Here is a 10,940-nt window from a genome sequence, read left to right as displayed (position 1 = left end):
TCCCACAGGGGGACCGAGGCATTGAGCGCTACAGCAGACTCCCCATGGCCTTGATCAACACCGGATCAAATGCATAGATATCCGGCGCGTAGACCAGGCTCCCCTGGCGATCCACCTCCACGGTCCAATACCCCAACAACACCGGCACTGGCGTTGCCAGCCTGAATTCATGGGTGACGCCAGTGGCCAGCAATTCATCAGTGCGGGTGCGTTCTGCCGGGGTCACCAGCAGGTCGCGCAACAGCAGCGGCTGCTCGACCCGCACACAGCCGGAACTGAACGCCCGCGGCCCCTTGGTAAACAGCGGCTGGCTGGGGGTGTCGTGCAGGTACACAGAATACGGGTTGGGGAAACGCATCACGATCTTGCCCAACGGGTTACGCGGGCCGGCCTGCTGGCGCAGCAAGATGTTGCCTGGGCGCGCCCAGTCAACCTGCTCGGGCGCCAGCGGGTGGCCTTCGGCGTCGAGCACCTGCAGGTTTTGCTGGCGCAGGTATTCAGGGTTGAGACGGATGGCCGGGAGCTTGTCCTCGCGCATGATGGTCGGCGGGATGGTCCAGGTGGGGTTGAGGGTCAACCGTGTGATGCGCGACTTGAGCAACGGCGTCTGGCGTTCGGCGCGCCCGACCTGCAGGCGGGTTTGCCACACCGGGATGCCGCTCTGGTACACGCTCAGTTGCGCGGCGGCCACATTGACCACGACGCCTTCGGGCTCAAGGTCCTGGGCCAGCCAGCGGAAACGCTCCAGGTTGATGCGCAGTTGTTCGCGGCGCACCGCCGGGCTGATATTGAGCTCGGCCACGGTGCCCGCACCGATCACTCCGTCGGCTTGCAAGGAGTGGCTGAGCTGGAACGCCTTCACCGCCTTGACCAATTCGCCCTGGTATTGCTTGCCATTGCCGCCGGGCAACTTGGCCAGGTAACCGCCACTGTGCAGGCGCCGCGCCAGTTCCGGCACGCGCGGATCTTCCATGCCGGGGCGTAATAACGGGCCACTGCCCACCGCGTCCCAGTGCGGTAAAGGCTGTTGGCGCACGTTGGAATAGGCGTTGCGCAGGCTGCGATACAAATCCGCACTGGGGCGCGCCTGGTCGAACGCCTTGACCATGTCCTGCAAGCCGGTAGCGGCAAATGCCAATACTGGAGTGTTCGGGTCTGTTGTGGGCGGTTGAGAATGCCACAGCGGTTCATAGCGCGATTGCAGCAGGCGCCCGTAATGCAAATCGTGCAGGGCCTGCAGGTACTGCTGGCTAGTCGCGATATCGCTGCACAGCACGTTAGCCGTGGCATCCACCGTGGGCAAGCTATAGTGGGTGGGATCCAGGCCGTCGTCAGCGAGCATCAGCAGCTGGGTTTGCAAGGCTTTGCGGGGCTCGTCGGCCGACCACAGCGACGCATTGCCCTGCTGTTGGTAAAAGGCTTGCAGGCGCACCAACGCGGTGGCGTCGATCCGCGGGGCTAACTGGGGGCAGACGCTGGGCAATTGCGCCAAAGCCTGTTGCACGGGCGCCAGGTCGACCGGCGCCGGCGTGGTCACCGGCAACGGCTCCAGCGGCGGTGCATCGGCCATGGCGACCAATGGTGCAACGAGCAGGCAAATGCTCAAGTAACATGCGTGTTTTTTGAACAATTGACTGAGCTCCACTCCACAGCCTGGGGATCGACTGTAGATGCTGACTTTTATGCGCCGCCTCGGAATAACCACCGTGGGCTTGATGACCGGGAGCCTGGCTTTACTGAGCAATGTTGCGCTCGCCGCCAATGGCCCCCCTCCTTCCTTGTATAGCAGCCTGGCGCGCTCGGCTCCAGAACTCAATCCCGCCGTGCTGAAAAGCGCCTTGAGCGCGGTGCAGTGCGCGGTCAATAACGGCGAGGAACGTTCCGATCGCCTAGCGGTTATTGACTACTCCCAGCCCTCGACCGCTCGTCGGCTTTGGATCTTCGATTTGCGCAAACAGACCCTGGTGCTGCGTGACCTGGTGGCCCATGGAGCCAAGTCCGGGGAAAACTTCGCCACCCAGTTCTCCAACCTCGAGGGCAGCCACCAGTCCAGCCTCGGCTTGTTCCGCACCCAGGAAAGCTACCTCGGCACCCACGGCTACTCGCTGCGCATGGATGGCCTGGAACCCGGCTTCAATGACCTGGCGCGCGACCGTGCCATCGTGATCCATGCCGCCGACTACGTCAGCCCCTTGTGGAGCAAGCGCGAGGGCCGCATCGGCCGCAGCCAGGGTTGCCCGGCGGTGCGCCCACAGGTGGCGCGCCAGGTAGTGGACAAGCTCAAGGGTGGGCAGTTCATGTTCTCCTGGTACCCGGACCAGCGCTGGTTGAAGTCCTCGACCTACCTCAATTGCAAACCCCAACAGGTGGCGAGTAGTCGTACAATCCGTGGCGGATAGCCTGTCCCCACAGATAAAAGAGAGCGTCGCATGCTTCTACACACCTCCACCTGGATCGAAATCGGGCAGTTTCTGGAACGCAGTCGCACGGTGGTGATTCCCATCGGCTCCAACGAACAACACGGCCCCACCGGCCTGCTGGGCACTGACTGGATGTGCCCGGAGATCATCGCCCACGAGGCGCAAAAAAATGCCGACATCCTCATCGGCCCGACCTTCAATATCGGCATGGCCCAACATCACCTGGGCTTCCCCGGCACCATCTCCCTACGCCCTTCCACCTTTATCGCCGCGATTGGCGACTGGGTACGCTCGCTGGCCGGGCATGGTTTCGAGAAGATCCTGTTTTTGAACGGCCACGGCGGCAATATCGCCACAATCGAAGCAGCGTTTTCCGAGCTGTACGCCGAAGCCAGCTTCGCCCGCCGCCCGGCTGGGTTCGCACTGAAGCTGGTTAATTGGTGGGACCTGGAAGGCGTAACGGACCTGGCCCACCGCCAATTCCCGGTCGGCCACGGCAGCCACGCCACGCCGTCGGAGATTGCGGTGACACAGTGGGCGTACCCGCAGTCGATCAAGTCGGCCGAGTACTCGCCGCAAATTGCCAACACCGGCCCGATCCGCGAAGCCCTGGACTTCCGCGCGCGCTTCCCCGATGGGCGCATGGGCTCGGACCCGGCGCTGGCAACGGTGGAGAAAGGCGGCGAGCTGGTAGCGTTGGCGGCGCAGGGGTTGATCAAAACGGTCGATAGTTTCAGTAACGAAGCCAAACCCTGAGCCGAATGCTGGTCCAAATGTGGGGGCTTACTTGCAGTCCTGGGCCGCCTGCTCAAGCCGCGACGGCTTGATCGCCGAGGCCAGCGGTTTGCGCTCATATAGGAACACCTTGGTGCCGTCCTGGGACTTGTAGGCCTCCAGCACATCATCGGCAGCAATCTTGCTGGTCAACAACACCTTGGCGTGGCGCGAGTTCTGCGTCACGGTCGAGGTGATGCCGTGTTTTTCCAGCTTGGGCAATACGCACTGCACATAGCCTTCAGGGGTCTTGGCGGTTTGCAGGGTCAGTGAGGGAGCATTCGGGGCAGTGATACATCCGGTCAGCGACAAAGCAGCGAAGGCCAGGGCCGGGGCAAAAAAAGAGCGCATACAGATTCCTGAAAATAACCAATAGAATTTACATCCATTCGCGGGTCAACCTGCGCGAACCAGGGCCTTGAGCGACACATCGAACTGCTTCAGGGCGTCTTGCTGGACATCGCGTTGTTGCTCGATCAGCGCGGCAATTTCAGGCGCCGCCTTGTCGTGCACCCACACCGACGGTACTTGCTTGCCCACCGAGCCCTCAGCCTTGGCGATGTACTGCAGGTTCGCGTCATAGAAGCGTGCGGCAAAGCGCGCCTCGACCCGGTCGTTACGCTGGGTCAGCAATTGGTTATGGGCATCGAGCACCACCACCACGTCCGGATGTGCCCGCACCAGAGCATCCAGGCTGCTGTAGACCGTCACCGAGACAAAAGTGCCCTGTAGCGAATTCATCAACCAGTCGATGGCCAGTTCCGGATCGGAGCTGTTGACGAACGCCTCGCGAATCCGCCCATCCAACGCGTCCTTGGCGCCGTTCAGCGCCATGGCGTGGTAGCGCTCAAGGTAATTGAGGTTCTCGCGAGTGTTTTCGCTGAACAACACTCCCACTGACTGGGCGCGCTGCAGGGAGTCTACGCTAGCGGCAAGTGGCAGCAAATGGCCTGTACGCAGTTCATCGGCAATCGCCGGGGTGGTCATGGCCGCCGTGCCCAGCATCAGGGCCATTAGTGCAAACTGGATAATTGTCCTCATCGCGCATTTCCTTGAGCCGCGTTTCGATGTGCAGATTCTGCGCGATTGGCGAAAAAACAGAACTTGTGATCCTTGATGGTGACTATCATTTGAACCGATAGTGTCAGGCAGCCGATAAAATCTATAAGGACCCCGCCATGAAGCCCTACCAGAAAACCTTCGACCGCATCCGCGAAGCCGTACTGCCGGAGTTTCGCGAGCGGGTCGCCGATTACCTGGTCGATTATGAAAACGTGCTGCTGGACCCAAGCGCCGATGCTGAACAACGCTCGGCTAGCGCCCAACAACTACGCGGCTACCTGCGGGGCTTGAACACCACACGGGTGCTGGGCATGGCCCACTGGGAGGAGCTCGACCGACGTGTCGAGGAAGAGTGGCAGCTAGAGCACCGGCCGTTGCAGGTTGACCCACTCCTGCACTGACGGCCGTTGCCACTGGCGCTGCGCGTACACCACCAGCTCGGTCGGTACAGCGTCGCCGTTGAGGACCAGGCGATTAAGCATCACCGCCAGGTCCACATCGGCAATCGACCATTCGCCAAACAAATACTTAGGGTTGCCTGCCAGAAGTGCCTGAGCAGCAGTGATCAACTTGCCCGCAGCGGCCTGAGCCACCGGCGATAAAGGCGGCATCTTCTGCCCGTAGAACACCACCAGCGTCGAACGTTCCTGGCGAATCGGCAGCAAATCGCTGCGCAGCCACGCCTGAACCTGCCGCGCCCTCGCTCGCTGCTGCAGATCAGTTGGGTAAACGCAGATCTGAGGGTACGCCTGGTCCAGGTACTCAGTGATTGCCGAAGATTCCGACAGCGTGAAATTACCGTGTTCCAGAGTGGGTACCCGTTGGGTCAGGGAGCGTTGGGCGTAATCTGCCGACTGGTTTTGTCCAGCATCCAGATCCAGAGGAACCGTCTCGAACGCCAAACCTTTTTCCCGCAGCGCGACGAACACCGACATGGCGTAGGGGCTGGTGAACAGCGAATCAACGTAGAGGCGCAGTTGGCTCATGGGCTATCTCCGGTGGATGAGCCTCTAAGCTACGAGATTCGGGTCGATAAGGACAATGCCGGGTTTTTATGGGGGCATTCCTGGTGGGAATACAAAAGCCGCCCCGATGCCTAGCTGCTACTGTTATTTGACAGTAAAACTGTCACCAGCGCTCCCAAGGCGCCTAAACCAAGGGTTAGTAATGCCACGCCATGCATTCCAACGGCGATGAGCAGTGAGGCTAATGCTCCGAATAACAGAGCAACTAGCTGTTGCAAGAAACTAAACAGCATCATTGCCTCAATACCTGGGTATTTTTTTACCGCCATGGACGCGACACAGGGGTAGATCATTGCCTGGGCATACCAGACTGCTAGATATGCCAAGAACACAAAGTTGCGATCCAAGTGCTTTAAGGTTGTTAACAAAAATATCGACACCGCAAAAAGCAGCACACCGCCGGCCATAATTGAAAGTGCAGATATGCTAACCGACCTCAATGCATACCTTACAGACAGCGCCCCGGCGAAATAGGCAAGCCCCAGCCATACCCCAAACATCCCGTATTGCGCGCTATCCCACTCCAATAGCGCGTCAAAGACGTAGACACCTACACCTTGGTACACAACAAACACCCCATAACCACACCCGCCTAGTATGACCGGCAAATAAAAGCTGGGATGACTGACCATAGCTGCATACCTTGGACGTCTGACTCGCTGCTGACTATCGATATCCAGAGCAGACAGAATCTCTCTTACAGGCAGTACCAGGATAGCGGAGATGATTGAGCCGCAAGCCATGACCACTGCCACCACTTCCCAGCGATAAAAAGAAACTAAAAAACCGCTTGCGACTTGTCCCGCCACCAACGCAAAAACAAATGAATAGGATAAAAGGGATAAATTCCTCGCCAAGTGAGCTCCCGAGAAAACCTGCGATAACAACGCGCGTCCCAGCAACGCCGCCCCGCCGCCGCCCAAGCCTTGCAGCAGCCTGGAAAAATAAAAGCTTTTATCGTCATAAGCCCACACGGATAAAAAACTTCCACAAAAGAACATGCAGCAGAACACCCACAGAACTGCCGAACGACCAAATAACCGAATAAGGTAAGCGGTGAAAGTCAATGGGACTGCGGCACCGCTTAAATACATCAGCAAAGCGTTGTAGCCTTCAGCCGCACTCATACCGAGCGCATTAACGATGTAAGGCGTGGCAGGCAGATAAAGTGTCACGCCTAGCTGGGCCATTACGGTGGTACTGCAAGCTAAAATCAGTATCCGCACATTTGGCTGCAAGTCATGCGTCCCAGGTCAGTTGTCCTGATAATGATGTTTGAGCACGCAAGAAACCTTTACAAGCACGCGAAGTATGGGATTTAACCTAAAACTTTGTAGGCGAATTCTTCAAGTGATTAAGGTCTCCTCCAAGCTAACCGACGCACCGCACTGTTGGATCAGCTGAAGGCGCTCAGCACGCCCCCTCCTACGCCTTACCCCGCAAACCCACCCTCACCCAAAAAAACCTGTTCCGCTGGTGTCGTAGCCCTGCCCAACACCGCATTACGATGAGGAAAGCGCCCGAACCGCTCAATGATAACGGCGTGTTCCTTGGCCCAGTGGTAGGTATTGGCATCCAACTGCTGGTTGAGCGTCAGCGAGCGTTGCTGGTCCTGCGGATCTTCCGAGTGTTCAAACGGCAAATAACAGAACGCACGCAACTGGGGTTCGATCTGTTGATCCAGCCCGGCGTCCACCATCTGATGTGCATACAGGCGTGCCAGCGGGTCGGTGGCGAACATATGCGCGGTGCCGCGAAAGGCGTTACGCGGGTACTGGTCCAGCAGGATCAATAACGCGAGCGCACCGTCGGCGCAGGTCAGCCAATCTTCCAGTTCGCGCCGTGCGGCCTGCATATGGGTGGTATAGAAGGTGTCGCGAAAGGTTGTGTCGAAGCCATCGTCCTTGGCGAACCAACGCTTGGGCCCCGCCTGTTTCCAGAATTCGATCACGGCCTCGGCTGATTGCGTCTTTATGCTGATCATCATGCGCCTCAAATGTTATAGGATAACGTCAATTATTTGCCCGCTTGTGATTCCCACTTATGACTGACGCTACTACCTTACGCCAACGCCTGCAGTCCATCGACGCCCTGCGCGGCCTGGTGATCCTGTTCATGCTACTGGACCATGTGCGCGAAACCTTCCTGTTGCATCGCCAGGTCAGCGACCCGATGAGCATCGACAGCACCGAGCCTGCGCTGTTTGTCAGCCGCACCCTGGCCCATCTATGCGCGCCGGTGTTTGTGCTGCTCACCGGCTTGTCGGCTTGGCTGTATGGCCAGAAATACCAGGGCCGGCGCGACGTGTCGGCGTTTCTGTTCAAGCGCGGGCTGTTTTTGGTGGTGCTGGAGTTCACCCTGGTCAACTTCGCCTGGACCTTCCAGTTGCCGCCCACGGTGATCTATATGCAGGTGATCTGGGCAATCGGCGTGAGCATGATCGCACTCGCCGCCCTGGTGTGGTTGCCGCGTGCGTTGCTGATCAGCTTGGCCCTGGTGATCATTGCCGGGCATAACTTGCTCGATGCAGTGCACTTGGCCCCGGGATCGACGTCGCAGGCGCTGTGGTCGATCCTGCATGAACGCAGTTGGATCCAGGTGTCTGAAAACCTGCGGCTGCGCGTGACCTACCCGGTGTTGCCGTGGATCGGCGTGATTGCCCTAGGCTACGGCGTCGGCCCCTGGTTTGCCAATGTCACACCGCCGGCCAGGCGCCAGCGTTATTTGCTGACGGCGGGAATCGGCGCGCTGGTGGGGTTTGTGCTGTTGCGAATGCTCAACGGGTACGGCGACAAGCCTTGGCAGGCGTATGACAGCGGCGTGCAGACACTGATGAGTTTCTTCAACATCACCAAGTACCCGCCTTCGCTGTTGTTCCTGGCACTGACGCTGGGCATCGGTTTGTTGGTGTTGCTGGCGTTCGAACGTGCCGGACATAAACGCTGGATCGGTGTACTGGCCGTGTTTGGCGCCGCGCCGATGTTCTTCTACCTGTTGCACCTGTATGTGCTGAAAATACTGTATGTGGCCTGTGCCGCGTTGCTTGGGCTCAACCACGGCAATTATTTCGGCTTCGACAGCATCGGCACGGTGTGGCTGGCCGCGCTGTTGCTGCCGCTGGCGTTGTACCCGCCCGTGCGCTGGTTTGCCGGGCTCAAAGCGCGTCGGCGCGACATCGCCTGGCTCAAATATCTCTGACCTGACGCGGCTCAAAATGTGGGAGGGGGCTTGCTCCCGATAGCGTTGGATCAGCCAATGGATTTGGTACTGAAACTCCGTCATCGGGGGCAAGCCCCCTCCCACATTTTATAGACTGTGTCAGGCCAATTCGGCACGCAGTTGGCGGGCTGCAGTGACCATGTGAACAAGCGCCGCTTCGGTCTCAGGCCAACCCCGGGTCTTCAACCCGCAATCGGGGTTGACCCACAAGCGCTCTGCCGGAATCCGCTTGGCGGCCTTGCGCAATAAGTTGGCCATCTCCGACGCATCCGGCACCCGTGGCGAGTGAATGTCATACACCCCCGGGCCGATTTCATTCGGGTAAGCGAAGGCTTCGAATGCGTCAAGCAGCTCCATGTCCGAACGCGAGGTTTCGATGGTAATCACGTCGGCGTCCATTGCCGCGATGGACTCGATTACATCATTGAACTCGCTGTAGCACATGTGGGTGTGGATTTGGGTTTCGTCTCGCACACCACAGGCGCACAGGCGGAACACCTCGGTGGCCCAGTCAAGGTAGTGCTGCCACTGCGCCTGGCGCAACGGCAAGCCTTCACGGAACGCGGCCTCATCGATCTGCACGATCTTGATCCCGGCCGCTTCCAGGTCCAGCACTTCGTCACGAATCGCCAGGGCCAGTTGCCGGGCCTGCACTTCGCGGCTCACGTCTTCCCTTGGGAACGACCACATCAGCATCGTCACCGGGCCAGTCAGCATGCCCTTCATCACTTTGCCGGTCAGGCCCTGGGCGTAGCGGATCCACTCCACCGTCATGGCCTTCGGGCGGCTCAGATCACCCACAATTACCGCCGGTTTCACACAGCGCGAACCATAGCTCTGCACCCAGCCGAAACGGGTGAACGCGTAGCCATCCAGTTGTTCGGCGAAGTACTCGACCATGTCGTTACGCTCGGCTTCACCGTGCACCAGCACGTCCAGCCCGAGGTTTTCCTGAACCTCGACGGCGTGCTTGATCTCACTGTGCATGGCCTCGATGTATTCGGCTTCGCTCAACTTGCCGGCCTTGTAAGACTGGCGTGCCAGGCGGATCGACGCAGTTTGCGGGAATGAACCGATGGTGGTGGTTGGGAACAGCGGCAGGTCCAGGCCGGCCCGCTGTTTCGCAATGCGTTGGGCAAACGGCGACTGACGCTGGCTGTCTTGGGCGGTGATGGCGGCCACACGGGCTTGAACGGCAGGCTTATGGATCCGTGGCGAAGCAGCGCGGGCAACCTGTACGGCTCGGCTTTCGGCCAGGGCGACAAGTACGTTGGGGGCTTCGGGCTGGTCAACAGCCTGGGCCAGCACCGCCACCTCTTCGCACTTCTGAACAGCAAAGGCCAGCCAGCTTTTCAGCTCGGCATCCAGCTGGTCCTCACGGCCAAGGTCTACAGGGCTGTGCAGCAGCGAACAGGACGGCGCAACCCACAGGCGATCACCCAATTTCTCGTGGGCATGCTGCAAGGTGGCCAAGGCTTTTTCCAGGTCGCAGCGCCAAACGTTGCGGCCATTGACTACGCCCAGGGACAACACTTTATAAGCCGGCAGGCGGTCGAGGATAGTCGGGTACTGGTCCGGCGCTCGCACCAGGTCGATGTGCAGGCCGTCCACTGGCAGGTTGGCGGCCAATCCGAGGTTCTCTTCCAGGCCACCGAAGTAGGTCGCCACCAGTTTTTTCAGCGGGTCACGCTGGATCAGGTTGTAGGCACGCTCAAACGCGTTCTTCCATTCCTGGGGTAAATCGAGCACCAGGATCGGCTCGTCGATCTGCACCCACTCCACGCCCAGGTCCGCCAGGCGCTGGAAGATCTGGCCGTACAGCGGCAGCAGGCGCTCGAGCAGATCGAGTTTGTCGAAATCGCCACCCTTGGCTTTGCCCAGCCACAGGTAGGTCAGCGGGCCGAGTACGACTGGCTTGACGGTGTGGCCGAGGTCACGGGCTTGCTTGACCTCTTCGAACAACTGGTCCCAACCCAGGTGGAACTGCTGGTCGGCGCTGAACTCTGGCACCAGGTAGTGATAGTTGGTGTCGAACCACTTGGTCATCTCCTGGGCGTGGGCACCGCCGCAGCAGCTGTCACTGACCCCACGGGCCATGGCGAACAGGGTATGCAAGGTGGCCTGGCCATCGGCCGGGCGGAAGCGCTCGGGGATCACGCCGAACATCAGCGAGTGGGTCAGCACCTGGTCGTACCAGGCGAAATCACCGGCGGGCAGCAATTCGATGCCTGCCTGTTTTTGCAGCTCCCAATGGGTCTTGCGCAAGTCACGGCCCACGGCACGCAGGCCGGCCTCGTCGAGCTCGCCTTTCCAGAACGCTTCCTGCGCTTTTTTCAGTTCACGGTCGCGTCCAATGCGCGGAAATCCGAGGGAATGAGCGACTGCCATGACCTAAAGCTCCAATGTCGTTATTGATGGCAGCCATTGTCGGCAGAGGGTG

11 protein-coding genes are annotated in these 10,940 nt (G+C 59.6%); 4 read left to right on the top strand and 7 right to left on the bottom strand.

Translation table 11 applies throughout. From position 1 onward, the window contains the following. Positions 1-28 precede the first annotated feature (28 nt). Entirely contained in the window at positions 29-1,630 is a 1,602-nt protein-coding gene (locus QZR30_RS26270; protein WP_311904586.1) for a L,D-transpeptidase family protein, read from the bottom strand. A gap of 40 nt (positions 1,631-1,670) precedes the next feature. On the opposite strand from QZR30_RS26270, the gene QZR30_RS26265 reads away from it, so the two are divergent. Both QZR30_RS26265 and QZR30_RS26260 read left to right on the top strand, forming a co-directional pair. Beyond that, complete coding sequence (locus QZR30_RS26265) at positions 1,671-2,399, top strand: murein L,D-transpeptidase catalytic domain family protein (RefSeq protein ID WP_046072276.1); 729 nt, start codon at positions 1,671-1,673, stop codon at positions 2,397-2,399. Positions 2,400-2,429: 30 nt separating this feature from the next. After that, positions 2,430-3,176, top strand: coding sequence for a creatininase family protein (locus tag QZR30_RS26260; RefSeq protein ID WP_043050566.1), 747 nt, complete (start codon positions 2,430-2,432; stop codon positions 3,174-3,176). A 27-nt stretch (positions 3,177-3,203) separates the two neighbouring features. Here QZR30_RS26260 and QZR30_RS26255 read toward each other — a convergent pair whose 3' ends face one another. Next, positions 3,204-3,545 (bottom strand): hypothetical protein, encoded by a 342-nt coding sequence (locus tag QZR30_RS26255; RefSeq protein ID WP_043050565.1) that lies wholly within the window; start codon positions 3,543-3,545, stop codon positions 3,204-3,206. 45 nt (positions 3,546-3,590) lie between these two features. Beyond that, positions 3,591-4,235, bottom strand: coding sequence for a hypothetical protein (locus QZR30_RS26250; RefSeq protein ID WP_046072274.1), 645 nt, complete (start codon positions 4,233-4,235; stop codon positions 3,591-3,593). A 137-nt stretch (positions 4,236-4,372) separates the two neighbouring features. Here QZR30_RS26250 and QZR30_RS26245 point away from each other — a divergent pair, with 137 nt between their 5' ends. After that, entirely contained in the window at positions 4,373-4,657 is a 285-nt protein-coding gene (locus QZR30_RS26245) for a hypothetical protein (RefSeq protein ID WP_046072273.1), read from the top strand. Here the strand turns inward: QZR30_RS26245 and yfcF are convergent. The 3 genes from yfcF to QZR30_RS26230 all read right to left on the bottom strand — a co-directional run bounded on the left by yfcF (position 4,616) and on the right by QZR30_RS26230 (position 7,268). Next, on the bottom strand, positions 4,616-5,242 hold the full coding sequence (gene yfcF, locus QZR30_RS26240; RefSeq protein ID WP_046072272.1) for a glutathione transferase: 627 nt from the start codon (positions 5,240-5,242) through the stop codon (positions 4,616-4,618). The two genes, QZR30_RS26245 and yfcF, sit on opposite strands and share 42 nt — an antisense overlap. A gap of 110 nt (positions 5,243-5,352) precedes the next feature. Further along, positions 5,353-6,471: an MFS transporter gene (locus QZR30_RS26235; RefSeq protein ID WP_046072271.1), complete on the bottom strand. Its 1,119-nt coding sequence runs from the start codon at positions 6,469-6,471 to the stop codon at positions 5,353-5,355. Between the two features lie 242 nt (positions 6,472-6,713). Further along, positions 6,714-7,268 (bottom strand): DUF924 family protein, encoded by a 555-nt coding sequence (locus tag QZR30_RS26230; protein ID WP_108240718.1) that lies wholly within the window; start codon positions 7,266-7,268, stop codon positions 6,714-6,716. A 56-nt stretch (positions 7,269-7,324) separates the two neighbouring features. Between QZR30_RS26230 and QZR30_RS26225 the strand changes: the two genes are divergently transcribed. After that, the gene (locus QZR30_RS26225) at positions 7,325-8,479 is read left to right on the top strand and encodes a DUF1624 domain-containing protein (protein ID WP_056846473.1); all 1,155 of its coding nucleotides are present in this window, start codon (positions 7,325-7,327) and stop codon (positions 8,477-8,479) included. A 120-nt stretch (positions 8,480-8,599) separates the two neighbouring features. On the opposite strand, the gene metE is transcribed toward QZR30_RS26225, so the two are convergent. Continuing rightward, the gene (gene metE, locus QZR30_RS26220) at positions 8,600-10,888 is read right to left on the bottom strand and encodes a 5-methyltetrahydropteroyltriglutamate--homocysteine S-methyltransferase (RefSeq protein ID WP_056846474.1); all 2,289 of its coding nucleotides are present in this window, start codon (positions 10,886-10,888) and stop codon (positions 8,600-8,602) included. Positions 10,889-10,940: the final 52 nt, after the last annotated feature.

It is taken from the genome of Pseudomonas sp. rhizo25 (assembly GCF_031931935.1).
Classification (GTDB): Bacteria; Pseudomonadota; Gammaproteobacteria; order Pseudomonadales; family Pseudomonadaceae; genus Aquipseudomonas; species Aquipseudomonas synxantha.
This window is presented reverse-complemented; position numbering and strand designations above follow the sequence as displayed.

Excerpts from the sequence above, each read along its gene's own strand:
- QZR30_RS26265 (WP_046072276.1), top strand. The coding sequence starts at position 1,671 with ATGCTGACTTTTATGCGCCGCCTCGGAATAACCACCGTGGGCTTGATG.
- yfcF (WP_046072272.1), bottom strand. The coding sequence starts at position 5,242 with ATGAGCCAACTGCGCCTCTACGTTGATTCGCTGTTCACCAGCCCCTAC.
- QZR30_RS26255 (WP_043050565.1), bottom strand. The coding sequence starts at position 3,545 with ATGCGCTCTTTTTTTGCCCCGGCCCTGGCCTTCGCTGCTTTGTCGCTG.
- QZR30_RS26245 (WP_046072273.1), top strand. The coding sequence starts at position 4,373 with ATGAAGCCCTACCAGAAAACCTTCGACCGCATCCGCGAAGCCGTACTG.
- QZR30_RS26230 (WP_108240718.1), bottom strand. The coding sequence starts at position 7,268 with ATGATGATCAGCATAAAGACGCAATCAGCCGAGGCCGTGATCGAATTC.
- metE (WP_056846474.1), bottom strand. The coding sequence starts at position 10,888 with ATGGCAGTCGCTCATTCCCTCGGATTTCCGCGCATTGGACGCGACCGT.
- QZR30_RS26250 (WP_046072274.1), bottom strand. The coding sequence starts at position 4,235 with ATGAGGACAATTATCCAGTTTGCACTAATGGCCCTGATGCTGGGCACG.
- QZR30_RS26225 (WP_056846473.1), top strand. The coding sequence starts at position 7,325 with ATGACTGACGCTACTACCTTACGCCAACGCCTGCAGTCCATCGACGCC.
- QZR30_RS26260 (WP_043050566.1), top strand. The coding sequence starts at position 2,430 with ATGCTTCTACACACCTCCACCTGGATCGAAATCGGGCAGTTTCTGGAA.
- QZR30_RS26235 (WP_046072271.1), bottom strand. The coding sequence starts at position 6,471 with ATGGCCCAGCTAGGCGTGACACTTTATCTGCCTGCCACGCCTTACATC.